This is a genomic window from Streptomyces sp. BK239 (assembly GCF_004217285.1).
GTDB lineage: Bacteria > Actinomycetota > Actinomycetes > Streptomycetales > Streptomycetaceae > Streptomyces.
Window position 1 is genome coordinate 120,916 of record NZ_SHKS01000005.1, and the last position, 23,216, is coordinate 144,131.

At 70.0% G+C, this 23,216-nt stretch carries 17 protein-coding genes; 15 read left to right on the forward strand and 2 right to left on the reverse strand.

Features of this window, described 5'->3' with window-relative positions; genetic code table 11:
• Positions 1-226: 226 nt before the first annotated feature.
• Positions 227-1,075 (reverse strand): C40 family peptidase, encoded by an 849-nt coding sequence (locus EV567_RS16960; protein WP_130440896.1) that lies wholly within the window; start codon positions 1,073-1,075, stop codon positions 227-229.
• A gap of 712 nt (positions 1,076-1,787) precedes the next feature.
• Between EV567_RS16960 and EV567_RS16965 the strand changes: the two genes are divergently transcribed.
• The 15 genes from EV567_RS16965 to recQ all read left to right on the forward strand — a co-directional run bounded on the left by EV567_RS16965 (position 1,788) and on the right by recQ (position 20,060).
• The gene (locus tag EV567_RS16965; RefSeq protein WP_030494815.1) at positions 1,788-2,147 is read left to right on the forward strand and encodes an NADH-quinone oxidoreductase subunit A; all 360 of its coding nucleotides are present in this window, start codon (positions 1,788-1,790) and stop codon (positions 2,145-2,147) included.
• 13 nt (positions 2,148-2,160) lie between these two features.
• Positions 2,161-2,715: an NADH-quinone oxidoreductase subunit B family protein gene (locus EV567_RS16970; protein WP_055635348.1), complete on the forward strand. Its 555-nt coding sequence runs from the start codon at positions 2,161-2,163 to the stop codon at positions 2,713-2,715.
• On the forward strand, positions 2,712-3,467 hold the full coding sequence (locus EV567_RS16975; RefSeq protein ID WP_130440898.1) for an NADH-quinone oxidoreductase subunit C: 756 nt from the start codon (positions 2,712-2,714) through the stop codon (positions 3,465-3,467). The genes EV567_RS16970 and EV567_RS16975 overlap by 4 nt, the downstream gene beginning before the upstream one ends.
• Positions 3,464-4,786, forward strand: coding sequence for an NADH-quinone oxidoreductase subunit D (locus tag EV567_RS16980; protein WP_130440900.1), 1,323 nt, complete (start codon positions 3,464-3,466; stop codon positions 4,784-4,786). Before EV567_RS16975 ends, EV567_RS16980 begins: the two co-directional genes overlap by 4 nt.
• 38 nt (positions 4,787-4,824) lie before the next feature.
• Positions 4,825-5,658, forward strand: coding sequence for an NADH-quinone oxidoreductase subunit NuoE (gene nuoE, locus EV567_RS16985; RefSeq protein ID WP_130441662.1), 834 nt, complete (start codon positions 4,825-4,827; stop codon positions 5,656-5,658).
• Positions 5,658-7,004, forward strand: a complete 1,347-nt coding sequence (nuoF, locus tag EV567_RS16990) for an NADH-quinone oxidoreductase subunit NuoF (RefSeq protein ID WP_130440902.1) — start codon at positions 5,658-5,660, stop codon at positions 7,002-7,004. The genes nuoE and nuoF overlap by 1 nt, the downstream gene beginning before the upstream one ends.
• Positions 7,001-9,505, forward strand: a complete 2,505-nt coding sequence (locus tag EV567_RS16995; RefSeq protein ID WP_130440904.1) for an NADH-quinone oxidoreductase subunit G — start codon at positions 7,001-7,003, stop codon at positions 9,503-9,505. Before nuoF ends, EV567_RS16995 begins: the two co-directional genes overlap by 4 nt.
• A complete protein-coding gene (nuoH, locus tag EV567_RS17000; protein ID WP_130440906.1) occupies positions 9,502-10,863 on the forward strand; it encodes an NADH-quinone oxidoreductase subunit NuoH in 1,362 nt (453 codons plus the stop codon). The genes EV567_RS16995 and nuoH overlap by 4 nt, the downstream gene beginning before the upstream one ends.
• Positions 10,856-11,506, forward strand: coding sequence for an NADH-quinone oxidoreductase subunit NuoI (gene nuoI, locus EV567_RS17005; RefSeq protein WP_130440908.1), 651 nt, complete (start codon positions 10,856-10,858; stop codon positions 11,504-11,506). Before nuoH ends, nuoI begins: the two co-directional genes overlap by 8 nt.
• On the forward strand, positions 11,503-12,393 hold the full coding sequence (locus EV567_RS17010; protein ID WP_130440910.1) for an NADH-quinone oxidoreductase subunit J: 891 nt from the start codon (positions 11,503-11,505) through the stop codon (positions 12,391-12,393). Before nuoI ends, EV567_RS17010 begins: the two co-directional genes overlap by 4 nt.
• Positions 12,390-12,689, forward strand: coding sequence for an NADH-quinone oxidoreductase subunit NuoK (gene nuoK / locus EV567_RS17015; RefSeq protein WP_130440912.1), 300 nt, complete (start codon positions 12,390-12,392; stop codon positions 12,687-12,689). Before EV567_RS17010 ends, nuoK begins: the two co-directional genes overlap by 4 nt.
• A gap of 15 nt (positions 12,690-12,704) precedes the next feature.
• Positions 12,705-14,669: an NADH-quinone oxidoreductase subunit L gene (gene nuoL / locus EV567_RS17020; protein ID WP_130440914.1), complete on the forward strand. Its 1,965-nt coding sequence runs from the start codon at positions 12,705-12,707 to the stop codon at positions 14,667-14,669.
• Between the two features lie 5 nt (positions 14,670-14,674).
• The gene (locus EV567_RS17025; RefSeq protein WP_130440916.1) at positions 14,675-16,246 is read left to right on the forward strand and encodes an NADH-quinone oxidoreductase subunit M; all 1,572 of its coding nucleotides are present in this window, start codon (positions 14,675-14,677) and stop codon (positions 16,244-16,246) included.
• Entirely contained in the window at positions 16,243-17,892 is a 1,650-nt protein-coding gene (gene nuoN, locus EV567_RS17030; RefSeq protein WP_130440918.1) for an NADH-quinone oxidoreductase subunit NuoN, read from the forward strand. Before EV567_RS17025 ends, nuoN begins: the two co-directional genes overlap by 4 nt.
• Before the next feature lie 164 nt (positions 17,893-18,056).
• Positions 18,057-20,060 (forward strand): DNA helicase RecQ, encoded by a 2,004-nt coding sequence (gene recQ, locus EV567_RS17035; protein WP_130441664.1) that lies wholly within the window; start codon positions 18,057-18,059, stop codon positions 20,058-20,060.
• Between the two features lie 255 nt (positions 20,061-20,315).
• Here the strand turns inward: recQ and EV567_RS17040 are convergent, their stop codons facing one another.
• The gene (locus tag EV567_RS17040; RefSeq protein WP_130441666.1) at positions 20,316-23,207 is read right to left on the reverse strand and encodes a fumarate reductase/succinate dehydrogenase flavoprotein subunit; all 2,892 of its coding nucleotides are present in this window, start codon (positions 23,205-23,207) and stop codon (positions 20,316-20,318) included.
• Between the last annotated feature and the right edge of the window lie 9 nt (positions 23,208-23,216).

A 23,216-nucleotide genomic window follows, 5' to 3' on the forward strand; every position in this document is an offset into this window, starting at 1 on the left:
AACAGCCGCTGCCCGGCCTACCGGTGACCGGACGTCGACCCGGCCCACCAGTGACCGGACGTCGACTCGCGCACGAGTGAACTCGGTTCCGGCGCACAGGCGTTGCCCCGTGGGCCGGTGCGTGCGCCGCGTGGGATGTCACGTCGGCCGGGGTCGACGGGGCAGGGAAAGTCCGAAGGGCCGCTGCCCCCGAGCGGCTGCGGCCCTTCCGTCGGTTCCGTACGTCTCAGAGGACGCGGACAGCGCCCGACGCCGGGTAACCGGAGAGGTCCTGGATGACGACGCCCTTGGACGGGTTGGCCGCGTCCAGGTACTGGCCGTTCCCGATGTAGACGCCCACGTGGTAGGCCGAACCCTTGCCGCCCCAGTACAGGATGTCGCCGACCTGCACGTCGGACAGCGACACGTCCGTGCCGGCCATCGACTGGTCCTGCGAGACGCGCGGCAGGTCGACGCCGACCTGCTTGAACGCGGCCTGGACCAGGCTGGAGCAGTCCCACGCGTTGGGGCCGGTGGCGCCCATGACGTACGCGTCGCCCAGCTGCGCCTTGAGGAAGGAGATGACCGTCCCGACGCTGCCGCTGGCGGGAGCGGAGACCGACGCGGAGCCGGAGTCGGAGACGGACGCGGACGCGGATGCGGAGAGGGTGCTGCGCTCCGCGGAACGGGACGCGGCGGCCTCGGCGGCGGCCTTGCGGGCTTCCTCGGCCTTCTTCTTGGCCTCGGCCTTCTTCGCGGCGGCGAGGTCCTTCTTGGCCTCGGCGGCCGCTGCTGCTGCTGCGGCGTCACGCTCGGCGTCCAGCTGGTAGTTCGCGGCCGCCTGCTGCGTGACTTCGGCGGACTGCGCGACCTGCGCGGCCAGATCGCCCGTGAGGACGGGCAGTTCGAGCGTCTGCGTCACCGGCTCGGCGGCGTTGGCCGATCCTGCCGCCGTGGCGACGGCCAGCGTGCCGAGGACACCACTGGCGACTCCGGCCCGCATCGCGATCTTCGACGCGCTGCGGCGGGGTTTCCGGTGGCTGCGTATGTGAGCGGTGTGGGACATGGGTACAAGCGGTATCAGGGGCTCCCTCATACCTTCAAGAAACGTGTGCTGCGCCACAATTACTCAATGGGGGCCCTGAACACCTGTCACGCCGCACCTTATTGACGCCTTAACGGACATTGCGGACCCAAGTGATCAAGCCCGTGATCATGGGCTTTCGTTGTTACGTCCGGATTGCCCCGCGCCTATCACTGGTCGAGGCGGTTGGCCAAGCCCGGTTCTCGGGCGCGCTTTCGGGTGTGGCAGAGGTCACGGAACGGTTACCGGAGCCCGGGCGTCCTGCGCGCGACGGAGTCCTCGGCTCCGCTCGTGAACGCGCGCACACGTCCACTCGGTGCGACCCCGGTCCCTCTGATGTGTGAACGCGGCCTCTAGCAGGACGCCCCGCCCAAGGCGAATTTGCATGCAGAGGAACTCTCTTGATATTGAGACGCGCTCTGCGGCCTGCGCGGACGAGCGTAAATGTCACCTCTTGTGATCACTCTGACGCTTCCCGTACGAAGATCACCGCTGATACGACTTCATGATCCTTCGTCAGGTGGTGGAGATCACAAAGCTTGTGCAATACCCCGTGTCGCAGATCACAGACCGGCAGGCATAAGATGCGTGGCAGTTGGGCTTGTGACCTGCTTCACATGTTCGCGATCTTCGCCGGGACGGGCGGGGTTCGGGGGGCGTGTGAGACGGATGTGAGCCCGTGCCATCGCCAGCAGTCAGTGCCGACTGAGAGGAGCGAGGAGCGGTGAACGCGTATGCGCCCATCCTCGTACTGGGAGCCCTCGGGGCAGGCTTTGCGATCTTCTCCGTGGTCATGGCCACGCTGATCGGGCCGAAGCGGTACAACCGCGCCAAGCTCGAGGCCTACGAGTGCGGTATCGAGCCGACCCCCACGCCGGCCGGCGGCGGGCGCTTCCCCATCAAGTACTACCTGACGGCGATGCTCTTCATCGTCTTCGACATCGAGATCGTCTTCCTCTACCCCTGGGCCGTCACCTTCGACGCCCTGGGGCTTTTCGGGCTCGTGGAGATGCTGCTCTTCGTGCTCACCGTCTTCGTCGCCTACGCGTACGTGTGGCGCCGCGGCGGCCTGGAATGGGACTGAGGGGCCTTTAGCCATGGGACTCGAAGAAAAGCTGCCGAGCGGTTTCCTGCTGACCACCGTCGAGCAGGCCGCGGGCTGGGTGCGCAAGGCGTCCGTCTTCCCCGCCACGTTCGGCCTCGCCTGCTGCGCCATCGAGATGATGACCACCGGCGCCGGCCGCTACGACCTGGCGCGCTTCGGCATGGAGGTCTTCCGCGGTTCGCCCCGCCAGGCGGACCTGATGATCGTCGCGGGCCGGGTCAGCCAGAAGATGGCGCCCGTGCTCCGGCAGGTCTACGACCAGATGCCGAACCCCAAGTGGGTGATCTCCATGGGGGTCTGCGCTTCCTCGGGCGGCATGTTCAACAACTACGCGATCGTCCAGGGCGTCGACCACATCGTCCCCGTCGACATCTACCTCCCGGGCTGCCCGCCGCGCCCGGAGATGCTCATGGACGCCATCCTCAAGCTCCACCACAAGATCCAGAACTCCAAGCTGGGCGTGAACGCCGAGGAAGCGGCCCGCGAGGCGGAGGAAGCGGCGCTCAAGGCCCTGCCCACGATCGAGATGAAGGGGCTGCTGCGGTGAGCGACGCGAACGGCGCCGGCGCGGGGTCCGGCGGGACCAACCCCGACAAGGACCTCTCCGCATCGAACCTCCCCGGACAGCGGGGCCAGGGCGGTGAGGAGATCCGCGTGCAGCGCGGCATGTTCGGCGCCGACAGGGGCGGCGACACATCCGGCTACGGCGGCCTGGTCCGCTCCGTCCGGCTGCCGGGACCGGCGAGCCGGCCCTACGGCGGCTGGTTCGACGAGGTCGCCGACGAACTCGAGGGCGCGCTGGAGGAACAGGGGCTCCTCCCCGACAACGCGATCGAGAAGACCGTCGTCGACCGCGGCGAACTCACCTTCCACATCGAACGCGAGCACCTGGTGACCGTCGCGCGCACCCTGCGCGACGACCCCGCCCTGCGCTTCGAACTGTGCACCGGCGTCAGCGGCGTCCACTACCCCGCCGACAAGGGACGCGAGCTGCACGCCGTCTACCACCTGCGCTCGATCACCCACAACCGGCTGATCCGCCTCGAAGTCAGCGCCCCCGACAGCGACCCGCACGTGCCCTCCCTGGTCTCCGTCTATCCGACCAACGACTGGCACGAGCGTGAGACCTACGACTTCTTCGGGATCGTCTTCGACGGTCACCCGGCCCTGACGCGGATCATGATGCCGGACGACTGGCAGGGCCACCCGCAGCGCAAGGACTACCCCCTCGGCGGCATCGCCGTCGAGTACAAGGGCGCCCAGATCCCGGCTCCGGACCAGCGGAGGTCCTACTCGTGAGCACTTCGCACGCCTCCCCCAGGGAGACCACAGAGGGCACCGTCTACACGGTCACCGGCGGCGACTGGGACGAGGTCGTCCAGTCCGCGGCCCGCGCCGACGACGAGCGCATCGTCGTCAACATGGGCCCCCAGCACCCCTCCACCCACGGGGTGCTCCGCCTCATCCTGGAGATCGAGGGCGAGACGGTCACCGAGGCCCGCTGCGGCATCGGCTACCTGCACACCGGCATCGAGAAGAACCTCGAGTACCGGACGTGGACCCAGGGCACCACGTTCGTGACGCGCATGGACTACCTGACGTCCTTCTTCAACGAGACCGCCTACTGTCTCGCCGTCGAGAAGCTCCTCGGCATCGAGGACCAGCTCACCGAGCGGGCCAAGATCATCCGGGTGCTCCTGATGGAGCTGAACCGGATGTCCTCCCACCTGGTGTGTATCGCCACCGGCGGCATGGAACTCGGCGCCACCACGATCATGATCTACGGATTCCGCGATCGTGAAATGATTCTCGACATCTACGAGCTCATCACGGGCCTCCGGATGAACCACGCGTACATCCGCCCCGGCGGACTCGCCCAGGACCTGCCGCCCGGCGCGGTGGACCAGATCCGCGAGTTCGTGAAGAAGATGAAGAAGAACCTCCCGGAGTACGACAAGCTCGCCACCGGGAACCCCATCTTCAAGGCCCGCATGCAGGACGTCGGCTACCTCGACCTGGCCGGCTGCATGGCCCTCGGCGCCACCGGCCCCATCCTGCGCTCCACCGGCCTCCCGCACGACCTGCGCAAGGCACAGCCCTACTGCGGCTACGAGACCTACGACTTCGAGGTCCCGACCGCCGACTCCTGCGACTCCTACGGCCGCTTCCTCGTCCGCCTGGAGGAGATGCGTCAGTCGCTGCTGATCGTCGAGCAGTGCCTGGACCGGCTCCAGCCCGGGCCCGTCATGATCGCCGACCGCAAGATCGCCTGGCCCGCCCAGCTCGCCCTGGGACCCGACGGGCTCGGCAACTCCCTCGACCACATCAAGAAGATCATGGGCACCTCCATGGAGGCCCTGATCCACCACTTCAAGCTGGTCACCGAGGGCTTCCGCGTACCGCCGGGACAGGCGTACACGGCCGTCGAGTCGCCCAAGGGCGAACTCGGGGTGCACGCCGTCTCCGACGGAGGCACCCGCCCCTTCCGGGTCCACTTCCGCGACCCGTCCTTCACCAACCTGCAGGCGATGGCGGCGATGTGCGAGGGCGGCCAGGTCGCCGACGTCATCGTCGCCGTCGCGTCCATCGACCCCGTGATGGGAGGCGTCGACCGGTGACCACCACCCCTTCCTCGGAGCGGGGCGTCAGCCTGGGCATGCCCGAACTGCCCGCGCCCGCGTACCCGGACGACGTCCGAGCCCGCCTCGAGCGGGACGCGCGCGAGATCATCGCCCGCTACCCCGACTCCCGGTCCGCGCTCCTGCCGTTGCTGCACCTGGTGCAGTCGGAGGAGGGACACGTCACGCGCACCGGGATGCGGTTCTGCGCGGACGTCCTGGACCTGACCACCGCCGAGGTCACCGCCGTCGCCACCTTCTACACCATGTACCGGCGCCGCCCCAGCGGCGACTACCAGGTGGGCGTCTGCACCAACACGCTGTGCGCGGTGATGGGCGGCGACGCGATCTTCGAGGCGCTCCAGGAGCACCTGGGACTCGCCAACGGCGGGACCACCGACGACGGCAAGGTCACCCTGGAGCACATCGAGTGCAACGCGGCCTGCGACTTCGCGCCGGTCGTGATGGTCAACTGGGAGTTCTTCGACAACCAGACCGTACAGAGCGCGAAGCGCCTGGTGGACGACCTGCGGGCGGGACGCCCCGCGTCGCCCACGCGCGGGGCGCCGCTGTGCACCTTCAAGGAGACCGCCCGGATCCTGGCGGGCTTCCCGGACGAGCGCGACGGCGCCGTCGAGGCGAGCGGCAGCGCGGGGCCGGCGTCACTGGTGGGCCTTCGCCTGGCAAGGGGAGAGGCCGCACCCGCGCGCGTGGTCCATCCACGGGACGGCAAGCCGCACGCCGAGCAGCAGGACAGGCCCGTCCACGAACCGTCGCCTAACGAGCACCTCAGTTCACATGACGCGCCGCAGGACACATCGGCCTCCGACCCGGCTCACCCGGCAGGGCCTACCGCCGAGGAGGGGGAGTGATGACCTTGGTATCCGAGCTGAAAGACACCGGCCCCGAGAAGCTGCTCGCACCCGTGCTGTCGGCCTTCTGGGACGAGGACCGGTCCTGGACTCTGGACGTCTACCGGAGGCACGAGGGGTACGAGGGGCTCCGCAAGGCGCTCGCCATGTCGCCGGACGACCTGATCGCGTACGTCAAGGACTCCGGTCTGCGCGGCCGCGGTGGCGCTGGATTCCCCACGGGAATGAAATGGCAGTTCATTCCCCAAGGGGATGGAAAACCGCACTATCTAGTTGTCAACGCCGACGAATCGGAGCCCGGGACCTGCAAGGACATCCCGCTCCTCTTCGCGAACCCGCACAGCCTCATCGAGGGCATCGTCATCGCGTGTTACGCCATCAGGTCGTCTCATGCCTTCATCTATCTGCGTGGTGAAGTCGTCCCCGTTCTGCGGCGGTTGCACGAGGCCGTGCGCGAGGCCTACGCGGCGGGCTACCTCGGCGAGAACATCCTGGGCAGCGGACTCGACCTCCAACTCACCGTGCACGCCGGCGCCGGCGCGTACATCTGCGGTGAGGAGACCGCGCTGCTCGACTCGCTCGAAGGCCGCCGTGGTCAACCGCGGCTGCGCCCTCCCTTCCCTGCTGTGGCAGGTCTCTACGCCTGCCCGACTGTGGTGAACAACGTCGAGTCCATCGCTTCGGTTCCCGCGATTCTGAACAACGGGAAAGAATGGTTCAGGTCGATGGGAAGCGAGAAGTCCCCGGGCTTCACGCTGTACTCGCTCAGCGGCCATGTCGCCAGCCCCGGCCAGTACGAGGCCCCTCTCGGCATCACCCTCCGTCAGCTCCTGGAGATGAGCGGCGGTATGCGACCGGGCCATCGCCTGAAGTTCTGGACCCCGGGCGGCTCCTCGACCCCGATGTTCACCGACGAGCACCTCGACGTCCCTCTTGACTACGAAGGAGTGGGCGCCGCGGGTTCCATGCTCGGCACGAAAGCACTCCAGTGCTTCGACGAGACGACCTGCGTCGTGCGGGCCGTCACCCGCTGGACCGAGTTCTACGCCCACGAGTCCTGCGGCAAGTGCACGCCCTGCCGCGAAGGCACCTACTGGCTCGTGCAGTTGCTGCGGGACATCGAGGCCGGCAAGGGAGCGATGTCCGACCTCGACAAGCTCAACGACATCGCCGACAACATCAACGGCAAGTCCTTCTGCGCCCTCGGCGACGGCGCCGCCTCGCCGATCTTCTCCTCGCTCAAGTACTTCCGCGAGGAGTACGAGCAGCACATCACGGGCCGCGGCTGCCCCTTCGACCCGGCCAAGTCGACGGCCTGGGCCGACCGCACGGAGGTGAACGCATGACCGTGACCACCAACGCCCCCACCGGCGGGGGCGAGGCGGCCGTCCCGCCGGAAGACCTGGTGACGCTGACCATCGACGGCGCCGAGATCAGCGTGCCCAAGGGCACCCTGGTCATCCGGGCCGCCGAGCAGCTCGGCATCGAGATCCCGCGCTTTTGCGACCACCCCCTCCTCGACCCGGCCGGCGCCTGCCGCCAGTGCATCGTCGAGGTGGAGGGCCAGCGCAAGCCCATGGCCTCCTGCACCATCACCTGCACGGACGGGATGGTGGTGAAGACCCACCTCACCTCGCCCGCGGCCGAGAAGGCCCAGCACGGTGTGATGGAACTGCTCCTCATCAACCACCCGCTGGACTGCCCGGTCTGCGACAAGGGCGGCGAGTGCCCCCTGCAGAACCAGGCCATGTCCCACGGCCAGGCCGAGTCCCGGTTCGAGGGCCGCAAGCGGACGTACGAGAAGCCCGTCCCCATCTCCACACAGGTGCTGCTCGACCGTGAGCGGTGCGTGCTGTGCGCCCGCTGCACCCGCTTCTCCAACCAGGTCGCGGGCGACCCCATGATCGAGCTGGTCGAACGGGGCGCGCTCCAGCAGGTCGGCACCGGAGAGGGCGACCCCTTCGAGTCGTACTTCTCCGGCAACACCATCCAGATCTGCCCGGTCGGCGCGCTGACCTCGGCGGCGTACCGCTTCCGCTCCCGGCCCTTCGACCTCGTCTCCTCGCCCTCCGTGTGCGAGCACTGCTCCGGCGGCTGCGCCACGCGCACCGACCACCGGCGCGGCAAGGTCATGCGGCGCCTCGCCGCGAACGACCCCGAGGTCAACGAGGAGTGGATCTGCGACAAGGGGCGCTTCGCGTTCCGGTACGCGCAGCAGCGTGACCGGCTCGACACGCCGCTCGTGCGGGACGCCGAGGGCGTCCTGACGCCGGCGTCCTGGCCGGAGGCCCTGCAGATCGCGGCGCAGGGCCTGCTCGCCTCCCGCGGCCGGACCGGCGTCCTGACCGGCGGGCGTCTGACCATCGAGGACGCGTACGCGTACAGCAAGTTCGCGCGCGTGGCGCTCGACACCAACGACATCGACTTCCGCGCGCGTGTGCACAGCACCGAGGAAGCGGACTTCCTGGCCGCGCGGGTGGCCGGGCACGGCCGCGACCTCGACGGCACGGGCGTCACGTACACCGCGCTGGAGAAGGCGTCAGCCGTCCTCCTCGTCGGTTTCGAGTCGGAGGAGGAGGCCCCCGGCGTCTTCCTGCGGCTGCGCAAGGCCTGGCGCAAGCACGGGCAGAAGGTGTTCTCCCTGGCCACGCACGCCACGCGCGGTCTGGAGAAGGCGGGAGGCACGCTGCTGCCCGCCGCTCCCGGCACCGAGACCGAGTGGCTGGACGCGCTGTCCGGCGGCGTCGGCCTGGAGGCCGACGGCAGCAGGGCCGCCGAAGCGCTGCGCGCCGAGGGCGCGGTGATCGTCGTGGGCGAACGGCTGGCCGCCGTGGCCGGCGGTCTCACCGCCGCCGCGCGGGCCGCGAACGCGACCGGGGCCGCCCTGGTGTGGATCCCGCGCCGGGCAGGAGAACGGGGCGCCGTCGAGGCCGGCGCGCTGCCCTCGCTGCTGCCGGGAGGGCGTCCGGCCACCGACCCGCGCGCGCGGCAGGAGGTCGCAGCCGCCTGGGGCGTCGCGGAACTCCCGCACCGCTACGGGCGGGACACCGGGCAGATTATCGAGGCCGCCGCCGGCGGTGAGCTGCAGGCGCTGCTCGTCGCCGGTGTGGAGGTCGCCGACCTGCCGGATCCGGCACGCGCGCGTGAGGCGCTCGCCGAGGTCGGCTTCGTGGTGTCTTTGGAGCTGCGGCCCGGGGAGGTCACCGAGCACGCCGACGTCGTCCTGCCGGTGGCCGCGGTCGCCGAGAAGGCGGGCGCCTTCCTCAACTGGGAGGGCCGGGTGCGCTTCTTCGAGGCCGCGCTCAAGCCCGACCAGATGACCCGGCGCCTCGCGCCGGCCGACGCGCGCGTGCTGCAGATGCTCGCCGACGCCATGGACGTCCACCTCGGCCTGCCGGACCTGCGCACCGCACGCGCGGAACTGGACCGGCTCGGCGCCTGGGACGGACCGCGGGCCACCGAACCCCTCGACACCGCGGGCGTCCTGCCGCGGCCCGCCGCCGGCGAGGCCGTGCTCGCGGGTCACCGTCTGCTGCTCGACCGGGGCGTCCTCCAGCAGGGCGACGAGGCGCTCGCCGGGACACGGCACGCCGCACACGCCCGCGTGTCGCCCGCGACGGCCGCCGAGGCCGGCGTCAAGGACGGTGACGCGCTCGCGGTGACCGGACCGGCCGGGACCGTGGAACTGCCGCTGGAGATCACCGAGATGCCCGACCGGGTGGTGTGGCTCCCCCTGAACTCCGTGGGCGGGGGCGTCGCCTCCGACACCGGGGCGCGGCCCGGCTCCCTCGTCCGTATCGGCCCGGCGACGCTCACCGCCGACGCCCCCGAGGAGGTGGAGGCATGAACATGTACCTCGCCGCTGAAGACCTCTCCATGTTCGGCCGCGACCCGTGGTGGCTGGTCGTCGTCAAGGCGGTCTTCTGCTTCGCCTTCCTGATGGTGACCGTGTTGTTCTCCATCGTCTGGGAGCGCAAGGTCGTCGCCTGGATGCAGCTGCGCGTAGGCCCCAACCGGCACGGCCCCTGGGGCATGCTCCAGTCGCTCGCCGACGGCATCAAGCTGATGCTGAAGGAAGACGTCATCGTCAAACGCGCCGACAAGGTGGTGTACGTCCTCGCACCGATCGTCGCGGCCGTCCCCGCCTTCATGGCGATCGCGGTGATCCCCTTCGGCCCGGCCGGCAACGAGATCTCGATCTTCGGCCAGCGCACCACGATGCAGCTCACCGACCTGCCGATCGCGATGCTCTACATCCTCGCGGTCGCCTCGGTCGGCATCTACGGCATCGTCCTGGCGGGCTGGAGTTCCGGGTCCACCTATCCGCTGCTCGGCGGTCTGCGCTCCTGCGCGCAGATGATCTCCTACGAGATCGCGATGGGCGCCGCGTTCGCCTCCGTATTCCTGTACTCCGGTTCGATGTCGACGTCGACGATCGTCGAACAGCAGCAGGACCGCTGGTACGTCATCCTGCTGCCGGTCTCCTTCATCCTCTACATCGTCACGATGGTCGGGGAGACCAACCGCGCCCCCTTCGACATGCCGGAGTCCGAAGGCGACCTGGTCGGCGGCTTCAACACCGAGTACTCGTCGATCAAGTTCGCGATGTTCATGCTCGCCGAGTACGTGAACATGGTGACGGTCTCGGCCGTTTCGGTGACGCTCTTCCTCGGCGGCTGGCGGGCCCCGTGGCCGATCAGCGGCTTCTGGGAGGGCGCGAACCACGGCTGGTGGCCGATGCTCTGGTTCACCGTCAAGGTGCAGCTGCTGCTGTTCTTCTTCATCTGGCTGCGCGGCACGCTCCCGCGCGTGCGCTACGACCAGCTGATGAAGCTCGGCTGGAAGGTCCTCATCCCGGTCTCGGTGACCTGGCTGATGCTCGTCGCGACCGTGCGGACCCTGCGCAACGAGAACTACGACTTCGCCGACATCGCCCTCTACGTCGGCGGCGCGGTCCTGCTCCTGCTGCTGCTCTCCTTCGTCGCGGACATGTACCGCGACCGCGGCAAGCAGGCCGAGACCCCCGTCGAGCCCGCCGCGTTCGACCCGATGGCGGGCGGATTCCCCGTGCCGCCGCTGCCCGGGCAGGAGCTGCCGCCGGTCCCGAGGCGCCGCCCGCGCCGGGAGCGGGAGCTGATTGTCAGTGGTGGGCCCGATACTCAGAGTGACGGATCTCTGGATGGAAAGGAGGCGTCCGATGGCTGAGGAGCCCAAGGAGGCCGGGCACACGTCGCCCGGTTTCCAGAACCCCGTCGCCGGCTTCGGCGTGACCTTCAAGGCCATGTTCAAGAAGCGGCTGACCGAGCAGTACCCGGAGCAGAAGAAGACCACGGCTCCGCGCTTCCACGGACGGCACCAGCTCAACCGCCATCCGGACGGCCTGGAGAAGTGCGTCGGCTGCGAGCTGTGTGCCTGGGCCTGCCCCGCCGACGCGATCTACGTCGAGGGCGCGGACAACACCGAGGAGGAGCGCTACTCGCCGGGCGAGCGGTACGGCCGCGTCTACCAGATCAACTACGCCCGCTGCATTCTGTGCGGCCTGTGCATCGAGGCGTGCCCCACGCGCGCGTTGACGATGACCAACGAGTTCGAGCTCGCCGACTCCAGCCGGGCCAACCTGATCTACACCAAGGAGCAGCTGCTCGCCGGCCTCGACGACGGCATGGTCGACACGCCGCACGCGATCTACCCCGGGACGGACGAGCAGGACTACTACCGGGGACTGGTCACGGAGGCCGCGCCCGGCACCGAGCGGCAGGTACCCGTCTCCAAGGGCGAGGTCCCGCAGGAGGCCGAGTCCACCTTCGGTGAGGACGAGCCCGCCTCGCAGGAGGTGATCGGCCGATGAGCGCCCAGTTCGCCGCGCACTCCGTGGGCCGGCTCGCCGCCGACTCGGCCCCGCAGCTCGCCGCCTACTCCACCTCCACCGGTGAGGCGTTCCAGTTCTGGGTGCTCGGCACCGTCGCGGTGATCGGCGCCCTGTGCACCGTCTTCATGAAGAGGGCCGTGCACAGCGCGCTCTGCCTCGCCGGCACCATGATCATCCTGGCGGTGTTCTACCTCGCCAACGGCGCCTACTTCCTGGGCATCGTGCAGATCGTGGTCTACACCGGCGCGATCATGATGCTGTTCCTGTTCGTGGTGATGCTCGTCGGTGTCACCGCGGCGGACTCCCTCAAGGAGACCATCAAGGGCCAGCGCTGGCTGGCCCTCCTGTGCGGCGTCGGTTTCGGAGTCCTCCTCTTCGCGGGCATCGGCAACGCCGCCCTGACGGAGTTCGACGGTCTCGCCGACGCCAACGCGGGCGGCAACGTGGAGGGCCTCGCCGCCCTCATCTTCACCAAGTACGTCTTCGCCTTCGAGATCACCGGCGCCCTGCTCATCACGGCCGCCGTCGGCGCGATGGTGCTCACCCACCGCGAGCGCACCGAGCGGCCCCCCACCCAGCGCGAGCTGGCCGAGAAGCGCGTACGCGAGGGCAAGCACGTCCCGCCCCTGCCGGCCCCCGGCGTGTACGCGCGGCACAACGCCGTCGACATCGCCGGGCTGCTGCCCGACGGCACCCCGTCGGAGCTCACCGTCAGCAAGACGCTGCGCGAGCGCGGTCAGATGCGTGATGTGTCCACCGAGGCGCTCAACGACCTCAAGGCGCTGGAGCAGCGTGCCGAGGACCGCCTGGAGCGGGCCGCGGTCGAGCCGCCGACCTTCAAGCGGACCGAGGAGGCGTCGAAGTGAACCCGGTCAACTATGTCTACCTCGCCGCCCTGTTGTTCACGATCGGTGCGACGGGCGTACTGATCCGGCGCAACGCGATCGTCGTGTTCATGTGCGTCGAGCTGATGCTCAACGCCTGCAACCTCACGCTCGTCGCCTTCTCCCGGATGCACGGCAATCTCGACGGCCAGATCATCGCCTTCTTCACGATGGTCGTCGCCGCCGCGGAGGTCGTGGTCGGACTCGCGATCATCGTGTCGCTGTTCCGTTCCCGCCACTCGGCCTCGGTCGACGACGCCAGCCTGATGAAGCTGTAAGGGGTCGGAAGAATCGTGGACAACCTGATTGCGCTGCTCGTCGCGGCGCCCCTGCTCGGAGCGGCGGTCCTGCTGCTCGGCGGCCGCAGGCTCGACGCCGTCGGCCAGTGGGTCGGCACCGTGTTCGCGGCCGCCTCCTTCGTGATCGGCCTCGTCCTCTTCGCCGACATGCTCGGCAAGGAGGCCGACGACCGCACGCTGACACAGCACCTGTTCAGCTGGATCCCCGTCGGGGGCTTCCAGGCGGACGTCGCCTTCCGCGTCGACCAGCTGTCGATGACCTTCGTACTGCTGATCACGGGCGTGGGCTCGCTGATCCACCTGTACTCGGTCGGGTACATGGAGCACGACGAGCGCCGCCGCCGCTTCTTCGGCTACCTCAACCTGTTCCTCGCGGCGATGCTGCTGCTCGTCCTCGCCGACAACTACCTGCTGCTGTACGTCGGCTGGGAGGGCGTCGGTCTCGCCTCGTACCTGCTCATCGGCTTCTGGCAGCACAAGCCGAGCGCCGCCACCGCCGCGAAGAAGGCCTTCCTGGTCAACCGAGTCGGCGACGTGGGCCTGTCGATCGCCATCATGCTGATGTTCACCACGTTCGGCACCTTCGCCTTCGGCCCGCTCCTCGGTACTCAGGAGAAGCCCGGGCTCGCCGGGGACGCCACCGAGGGACAGCTCACGGCGATCGCCCTGATGCTGCTGCTCGCGGCCTGCGGCAAGTCCGCCCAGGTGCCGCTGCAGTCCTGGCTCGGGGACGCCATGGAGGGCCCGACGCCGGTCTCCGCCCTCATCCACGCGGCGACCATGGTGACCGCGGGCGTCTACCTGATCGTCCGCTCCGCGGCGATCTTCAACGCGGCCCCCGACGCGCAGCTCGTCGTCACGGTCGTCGGCGCCGTCACGCTCCTGTTCGGTGCGATCGTCGGTTGCGCGAAGGACGACATCAAGAAGGCGCTGGCCGGCTCGACCATGTCGCAGATCGGCTACATGGTCCTCGCCGCCGGCCTCGGCCCCATCGGCTACGCCTTCGCGATCATGCACCTGGTCACGCACGGCTTCTTCAAGGCGGGCCTGTTCCTCGGGGCGGGCTCGGTGATGCACGGCATGAACGACGAGGTCGACATGCGCAAGTACGGCGGCCTGCGCAAGTACATGCCGATCACCTTCGTCACCTTCGGCCTCGGCTACCTCGCGATCATCGGCTTCCCGGGTCTGTCCGGCTTCTTCTCCAAGGACAAGATCATCGAGGCGGCGTTCGCCAAGGGGGGCGCCGAGGGCTGGATCCTCGGCGGCTGCGCGCTGCTGGGCGCGGCCATCACCGCGTACTACATGACGCGCGTGATGCTGATGACGTTCTTCGGCGAGGAGCGCTGGAAGAACCAGCCCACCCGCTCCCCCGAGGCGCCGAGCGCGGAGCCCGCCGCCGAACACCACGGCGAACACGGCGAGCCGCACCCGCACGAGTCGCCCAAGGTGATGACGGCCCCGATGATCGTGCTGGCCGTCGGATCGGTCTTCGCCGGCGGCTTCTTCAGCATCGGTGAGCGCTTCGTGCACTGGCTGGAGCCCGTCACCGGTTTCGAACACGGGCACCCGCCGGTCAGCGCCCTGACGGTCACGTTGTCCACGGTGGCCGTGATGATCCTGGGCGTCGCCGTCGCCTACGCCCAGTACGGCCGCCGCCCCGTCCCGGTCGTCGCCCCGCGCGGATCGCTGCTCACCCGGGCCGCCCGGCGGGACCTGTTCCAGGACGACTTCAACCACGTCGTCCTGGTGCGCGGCGGCGAGCACCTCACGCGGTCCCTGGTCTACGTCGACCACACCCTGGTCGACGGCGTCGTCAACGGCACCGCGGCCTCGGTCGGCGGCCTCTCCGGGCGCATGCGCAAGCTGCAGAACGGCTTCGCGCGGTCCTACGCGGTCTCGATGTTCGGCGGTGCGGCGGTCCTCATCGCCGCGACCCTGCTGATGAGGGCGGTCTGATACCGATGTCCTTTCCCCTCCTGACAGCGACGGCCGCGCTCCCCGCGATCGGGGCGATCGCGACGGCCGCCGTGCCCGCCGCGCGGCGCAACGCCGCCAAGTCCCTGGCGCTGCTCGTCTCGCTCGCCACACTCGCCCTGGCGGTCGTCGTCCTGGTCCGCTTCGACCCGGACGGCGACCGCTACCAGCTCACCGAGTCCCACTCCTGGATCAAGGACTTCGGCGTCCGCTACGAACTGGGCGTGGACGGCATCGCGGTGGCGCTCATCGCGCTCACCACACTGCTGATCCCGTTCATCATCCTGGCGGGCTGGAACGACGCCGACCCGCTGGAGACCGGCAGCAGGCGCTGGCGGCCGACGCAGGGCTTCTTCGCCCTGATCCTGGCCGTCGAGGCGATGGTGATCATCTCCTTCGAGGCCACCGACGTCTTCCTCTTCTACATCTTCTTCGAAGCCATGCTCATCCCGATGTACTTCCTCATCGGCGGCTTCGGGGACCGTGCCCACGAACACGGCGAACAGGCGGCGTCCACGCAACGCACGTACGCCGCCGTGAAGTTCCTGCTCTACAACCTCGTGGGCGGGCTGATCATGCTGGCCGCGGTGATCGGGCTGTACGTGGTCGCCGGGAGCTTCTCGCTCACGGAGATCGCCGCAGCGCGGGCCAACGGCTCCCTCGACATGGCGACGAACACCGAACGCTGGCTGTTCCTGGGCTTCTTCTTCGCCTTCGCGGTCAAGGCGCCCCTGTGGCCGCTGCACACCTGGCTGCCCAACGCCATGGGCGAGTCCACCGCGCCGGTCGCCGTCCTCATCACGGCGGTCGTCGACAAGGTGGGCACGTTCGCGATGCTCCGCTTCTGCCTCCAGCTCTTCCCGGAGGCGTCGAAGTGGGCGACGCCCGTCATCCTCGTCCTCGCCGTCGTCAGCATCGTCTACGGGGCGCTGCTCGCCGTGGGCCAGCGCGACCTCAAGCGGCTGGTGGCCTACGCGTCGATCTCGCACTTCGGCTTCATCATCCTGGGCATCTTCGCGATGACCAGCCAGGGCCAGTCCGGTGCGACGCTCTACATGGTCAACCACGGCATCTCCACCGCCGCGCTCATGCTGGTCGCCGGCTTCCTGATCTCGCGGCGCGGCTCGCGGCTCATCGCCGACTACGGCGGGGTGCAGAAGGTCGCTCCGGTGCTCGCCGGCACGTTCCTCATCGGTGGTCTGGCGACCTTGTCGCTGCCCGGACTCGCCCCGTTCGTGAGCGAGTTCCTGGTGCTGGTCGGCACGTTCTCGCGGTATCCGGTGATCGGCGTCATCGCCACCTCGGGCATCGTCCTGGCCGCGCTCTACACCCTGGTCCTCTACCAGAGGACCATGACCGGCCCGGTGAAACCGGAGGTCTCCGCGATGCCGGACCTCCGCGCGCGTGAACTCGTGGTCGTCGCCCCCCTGATCGCACTGCTGATCATCCTGGGCGTCTACCCGAAGCCCGTGACGGACATCGTCGACCCGGCGGTCAAACAGACCCTGTCCGACGTACAGAAGAAGGACCCCCAGCCCGAGGTGGAGGCGGCCAAGTGAGCACAGCAGTCGTCCACAGCCTGTGGACAACCGCGGCCGACCCGATCTCGAAGATCGACGCGCCGAAGATCGAATACGCACAGCTGTCGCCCACCCTGATCGTCGTGGGAGCGGCGATCGTCGGGGTGCTGGTCGAGGCACTCGTCCCGCGCAAGCACCGCTACTACGCGCAACTGTTCGTCTCCGTCGTCGCCCTGGCCGCCGCCTTCGCCGCGGTCGTGGCTCTCGCGGCGGACGGTTACGGCACGACCAAGGCACGCATCGCCGCGATGGGAGCGATCGCCGTCGACGGGCCGGCCCTGTTCCTGCAGGGCACGATCCTGCTGGCCGCCCTGGTCGGCCTGTTCACCTTCGCCGAACGGCGGCTGGACCCCGAATCCCACGGCAACCGCGTCGACTCCTTCGCCGCCCAGGCCGCCTCGGTGCCGGGCAGCGACAGCGAGAAGGCGGCGGTGAAGGCCGGTTTCACCACGACCGAGGTCTTCCCGCTCCTGCTGTTCGCGGTCGCGGGCATGCTGGTCTTCCCGTCGGCCAACGACCTGCTGACCCTCTTCATCGCCCTGGAAGTCTTCTCGCTCCCGCTGTACCTCCTGTGCGCGCTGGCCCGTCGCAAGCGGCTCATGTCGCAGGAGGCCGCGGTCAAGTACTTCCTGCTGGGCGCGTTCGCCTCGGCGTTCACGCTGTTCGGCATCGCCCTCGTCTACGGGTACGCCGGCTCGGTCTCCTACGCGACCGTCGCGCAGGTCGTCGACGGCACGGTCACCGACGTGAGCCCGGCGCTCGCCGACACCATGGGCAACGACGCGCTGCTCCTCATCGGCGCCGCCATGATCGTCATGGGCCTGCTGTTCAAGGTGGGCGCGGTGCCGTTCCACATGTGGACGCCCGACGTCTACCAGGGCGCGCCCACGCCGGTCACCGGCTTCATGGCCGCCGCGACCAAGGTGGCCGCCTTCGGCGCGCTGCTGCGGATCCTGTACGTCGTCCTGCCCGGCCTGCGCTGGGACTGGCGGCCGGTGATGTGGGGCGTGGCGATCGTCACCATGCTGGGCGGCGCGATCGTCGCGATCACGCAGACCGACATCAAGCGGCTTCTGGCGTACTCGTCGATCGCCCACGCCGGATTCATCCTCGCGGGTGTCATCGCGACCACCCCTGACGGAGTCTCCTCCGTCCTCTTCTACCTCGCCGCGTACTCCTTCGTGACGATCGGCGCGTTCGCCGTGGTCACCCTGGTGCGCGACGCCGGCGGCGAGGCCACCCACCTGTCCAAGTGGGCCGGGCTGGGCCGTCGCTCGCCCTTGGTGGCGGCGGTGTTCGCGGTGTTCCTGCTCGCCTTCGCCGGCATCCCGCTGACCAGCGGTTTCGCCGGGAAGTTCGCCGTGTTCAAGGCGGCGGCGGAAGGCGGTGCGGCACCGCTGGTCGTGGTCGGTGTGATCTCCTCGGCGATCGCCGCGTTCTTCTACATCCGTGTCATCGTGCTGATGTTCTTCAGCGAACCGCGACCGGAGGGCCCGACCGTCGCCGTGCCGTCACCGCTGACGACGACGGCGATCGCGGTGGGCCTGGCGGTGACCGTGGTCCTCGGCGTGGCACCGCAGTACTTCCTGGATCTGGCGGGACAGGCGGGCGTCTTCGTGCGCTGACACCGCCCGAGGCTCCTGCCGCCCTCGGTTCGGCCCGGCCCCCGCTCACGGGGCGCCGGGCCGAGCCGTGTGCCGGGGCGAGCCTGTGGATAACTCCGGCGGTGTCAGTCCTGACGCCTATGGTGGAGGCAGTGGTCGAGGGACGACGTACGGGGGACGAGACGATGGGCGGGACGGGCGGGATCAGGGAGATGACAGACGTCAGGGAGTTGCCGGGTACGGAGAGCGAGGCGCTGGCCACGCTGCACCGGGTCTTCGGGTACGACGCCTTCCGTGGAGAACAGGAAGCTGTCGTCGAGCACGTGGTGGCCGGCGGGGACGCGGTCGTCCTCATGCCGACCGGCGGCGGCAAGTCCCTCTGCTACCAGATCCCGTCCCTGGTCAGAGCGGGTACGGGCATAGTCGTCTCACCGCTGATCGCGCTCATGCAGGACCAGGTGGACGCACTGCGGGCCCTGGGCGTGCGCGCCGGGTTCATGAACTCCACGCAGGACTTCGACGAGCGGCGCATGGTCGAGGCCGAGTTCCTCGCCGGCGAGCTGGACCTGCTGTACCTCGCACCGGAGCGGCTGCGCCTGGACTCCACGCTGGAGTTGCTCTCCCGCGGCAAGATCGCCCTCTTCGCGATCGACGAGGCGCACTGTGTGTCCCAGTGGGGGCACGACTTCCGCCCCGACTACCTGGCCCTGTCCCTGCTGGGCGAGCGCTGGCCGGACGTCCCGAGGATCGCCCTCACGGCGACGGCCACGCGTGCGACCCACCAGGAGCTCACCCAGCGGCTCAACATGCCGGCGGCCCGGCACTTCGTGGCCAGCTTCGACCGGCCCAACATCCAGTACCGGATCGTGCCGAAGTCCGACCCGAAGAAGCAGCTGCTGAACTTCTTGCGAGAGGAGCACGCCGGCGACGCGGGCATCGTGTACTGCCTCTCCCGCAACTCCGTGGAGAAGACGGCCGAGTTCCTCTCCCGCAACGGCGTGGAGGCGGTGCCGTACCACGCGGGCCTGGACGCTGGCACGCGTGCGGCGCACCAGTCGCGGTTCCTGCGCGAGGAGGGCCTGGTCGTGGTGGCGACCATCGCCTTCGGCATGGGCATCGACAAGCCGGACGTGCGGTTCGTCGCTCATCTCGACCTGCCCAAGTCCATCGAGGGCTACTACCAGGAGACGGGCCGCGCGGGGCGCGACGGGCTCCCTTCGACGGCCTGGATGGCCTACGGCCTCAACGACGTCATCCAGCAGCGCAAGCTGATCCAGTCGGGGGAAGGCGACGAGGCGTTCCGGCGGCGAGCCGCCGCCCACCTGGACTCCATGCTGGCGCTGTGCGAGACGGTCGCCTGCCGCCGCGGCCAGCTCCTCGCCTACTTCGGCCAGGATGCCGCCACCGAGGCATGCGGCAACTGCGACACCTGCCTCACCGCACCCGAGACCTGGGACGGCACCGTCGCCGCGCAGAAGGTGCTGTCGACGGTGGTGCGGCTGCAACGCGAGCGTGGGCAGAAGTTCGGCGCGGTGCAGATCGTCGACATCCTGCTGGGCCGGCGCACGGCCAAGGTGATCCAGTTCGACCACGACCAGCTCTCCGTGTTCGGCATCGGCGAGGACCTGGCCGAGGGCGAATGGCGCGGAGTGGTGCGCCAGTTGCTGGCCCAGGGGCTGCTCGCGGTCGAGGGGGAGTACGGCACGCTGGTGCTGACCGAGGCCAGCGGGGCGGTGCTGCGCAGGGAGCGGGAGGTCCCGCTGCGAAAGGAGCCCAAGAAGCCGACGGCGGCCAAGGCGGGAGCGTCCTCCGCCGGGCGCGGCGACCGCAAGGCCAAGACGGTCGCGGCCGAGCTGCCCGAGGAACTGCTCCCCGCGTTCGAGGCCCTGCGTGCCTGGCGCGCGGAACAGGCCCGCGAGCAGGGCGTCCCGGCGTATGTCATCTTCCACGACGCGACGCTGCGGGAGATCGCCACGGTGTGGCCGACGTCGGTGGGGCAGCTCGGCGGGATCAGCGGAGTCGGCGAGAAGAAGCTGGCGACGTACGGGGAGGGCGTGGTCGCGGTCCTGGCCTCGCTGGGCGGCGCGCCGGGCTCGGCACCGCAGTCCGCCCAGGGGAAGGGCGGGCCGGACGGCGCGGACGACTGGCCGGAGATGGCGGAGGAGCCGGAACCGGAGGACTGGATATAGGGCTCGCCACGGAGGCGCCGGCGTTGATCGTCGGGACCATCGAACCGGTGGGCACGGTGTAGCTTGAGCGCCTCGCCGTAAGGGCAGCGTGCACCTCTCTGCCCTCCAGTGGCCCCTCTCCGACCTCACTGCCCTGCCGTTGGCCCAGGTCTGACGCGCCGGCTTTCCGCCCGCCGCCATCCGGCGTGGAAAGCGGTGACGCCTGGAGGAGGCGCCCACCCCGCTCTCCGCGCGGTCGGGTGTGCTCGGACGGCCTCAGAGCCCCCGCGCCGCGTACGCCCTGACGTCCGCGTCCGTGTCCGTCGTCGCCGTGGCGAGGGCTGCCCTGGCGGCGTCGGTGGCGCGGTGTCGGGTCAGGGCCAGCACGGCGGCCTTGCGGACGTCGCCGTTCGGGTCGGCCAGGGCCTTGGCGAGCACCGGAACCGCTGTGTCGGGGTCCGTGGCGGACAGGGCGGTGGCGGCGCCGGCCCGGACCTGCCACGCCGGGTCGCCCAGGGCGCTCACCGCGGCAGCGGCGAGCGGTGCGGGGCAGCCGGTGGTGCCGAGCGCCCCGTAGGCGGCCGCGCGGACCAGGGCGTCGGGATCGGCGATGAGGGAGGTGAGGGCAGTGCGGACGGAGGTGACGTCGGCTCGTGTCAGGGTGTCCGTGCTCCCGCCCGGGCCGGTGTCGGCGTCGGAGTCGGTGCTGGGGCCGGCGGCGGAGCCGTTCGACGGGGCGTCGGCCAGGCGGCCCGCGGCCACGGTGGCCAGGGCCTTGGCGAGGGTGACGCGGACCTCGCGGGACGGGTCGGCGGGGGCCGCGTGGGCGAGTTCGGCGGCGGCGTCGACGGAGACCAGAGCGCGGACCGCCTCGATGCGGACGGTGATGTCGGCGTCCGCGAGGGAGCCCGCGAACAGACCGGCGTCGCCCAGGCGCAGCGCGCGCAGCACGTCGAGCGCGGCGGCGCGGACGACGGGGTCGGGCTCGGCCAGAGCGGCGGAGAGGCCGTCGCGCAGGGCCGGTTCGGGCGGCAGGGTCTCGACGAGTTCGCGCAGTGACGCCGCGGCGGCGGCCCGCACCTCGGGGGCGGTGTCCCGCAGCGCCCCGGCGAGTGCGGTCCCGGTGCCGGGCGGGACCGTCTCGGTCAGGACGGAGACCGCCTCGCGCCGGACAGCGGGGGCCGGATCGGTGAGATAGGGGCGCAGGGCGTCGAGGTCGGGCTGTTCCTCGGCGAGGGCGACCAGGGTGAGGAGGCGGGACGAGGACTCTTCCGGGGCGGGCCCGGTGACCGGAAGGGCGGGGGATTCGACGTCGTCGGGCGACGGCGAGGTCCCACCGGGGTGGGTCGCCACGGGCGCCACCTCGCGCGAGCCGGCCGTTGCCACGTCCTCGGCGTGGACCTCGCCGAGATGCCGGGAAGGGCCGCCGACGGGGGTGAACTCCTCGACCGGGACCAGATAGGGGGCCACGGGACGGGCCGTGAACTCCATGGTGCCAGAGGGGGACTTGTGCAGATCGAGGTGGTGGAACCAGGAGGCGTCGTCGCGGCCGGGGTGGTCGAGGCGGTCGTGGTAGAGGCCCCAGCGGGACTCCGTACGGGCGAGGGAGGCGCGCGCGGCCATCTCTGCGCAGTCGCGGATGAAGGTGACCTCGGCGCAGCGCATGAGTTCGTGCGGGGTGTGCGCGCCCATCGCCGCGATGTCGTCGTGCATGCGCTCGAACGCCTCCAGGGCCAGGGAGAGCCGGGCGCCCGACTTCGGCGGGGCCACGTAGTCGTTCACGAAGCGGCGCAGCTTGTACTCGACCTGGGTCTGCGGCGCGCCGTCCGGGTTGCGCAGCGGGCGGTAGACCAGCTCGTGCGCCTCCCGGAGCTGCTCGGCGGGCAGGTCGCCCTCGTACGCGCGGTACTGCGCGGCGTCGGAGCCGGCGAGGTCGCCGTAGACGAACGCGCCGATCATGTAGTTGTGCGGGACGCAGGCCAGGTCACCGGCGGCGTACAGGCGGGGCACGGTCGTGCGGGCGTGGTCGTCGACGCGGACGCCGGAGGCGGAGTGCCCGCCGCACAGGCCGATCTCGGAGATGTGCATCTCGATGTCGTGGGTGCGGTAGTCGTGGCCGCGGCCGGAGTGGAAGGTGCCTCGGGTGGGGCGCTCGGTGGTGTGCAGGATCGACTCCAGCGCGGAGACCGACTCCTCGGGGAGATGGCTCAGCTTCAGGTACACGGGCCCCCGGTCGGAGGCGACCTCGGCCGCGAACTCCGCCATCATCTGGCCCGACCAGTAGTCGGAGTCGACGAAGCGCTCGCCGTGCCGGTTGACCTGGTAGCCGCCGAAGGGGTTGGCGACGTAGGCGCAGGCCGGGCCGTTGTAGTCCTTGATCAGCGGGTTGATCTGGAAGCACTCGATGCCGGTCAGCTCGGCGCCCGCGTGGTACGCCATGGCGTAGCCGTCGCCCGCGTTGGTCGGGTTCTCGTACGTGCCGTACAGGTAGCCGGAGGCGGGCAGGCCGAGCCGGCCGCACGGTCCGGTCGCGAGGATGACCGCGCCCGCGCGGACCGTCACGAACTGACCGGTGCGGGTGTTGAAGCCCGCGGCGCCCACGGCGCGCCCCTCGGCCGTGAGCACGCGCACCGGCATCACCCGGTTCTCGATGCGGATCCGCTCCCGCATCTCCCGCCGCCGGAGCTGCCGGTACAGCACCTTCTTGACGTCCTTGCCCTCCGGCATGGGCAGGACGTAGGAACCGGAGCGGTGGACCTGGCGGACCGCGTACTCACCGTGCTCGTCCTTCTCGAACTTCACGCCGTACGACTCCAGCCGCTGCACCATGGCGAATCCGCGGGTGGCGGTCTGGCGGACGGTGGACTGGTCGACGATTCCGTCGTTGGCGCGGGTGATCTCGGCGACGTAGTCGTCGGGTTCGGCGCGGCCCGGGATGACCGCGTTGTTGACGCCGTCCATGCCCATGGCGAGCGCGCCCGAGTGGCGCACGTGCGCCTTCTCCAGCAGCAGGACGTTCGCGCCCTGTTCGGCCGCGGTCAGCGCCGCCATGGTGCCGGCGGTGCCGCCGCCGATGACGAGGACGTCGCAGCTCAGTTCCTCGGCGTCGGCGAGCGCGGGGATCTGCGCGAGGGCGTTGGCGGGGGGTGTGTTGACGGGGGTGGCCACCGGGGTGCC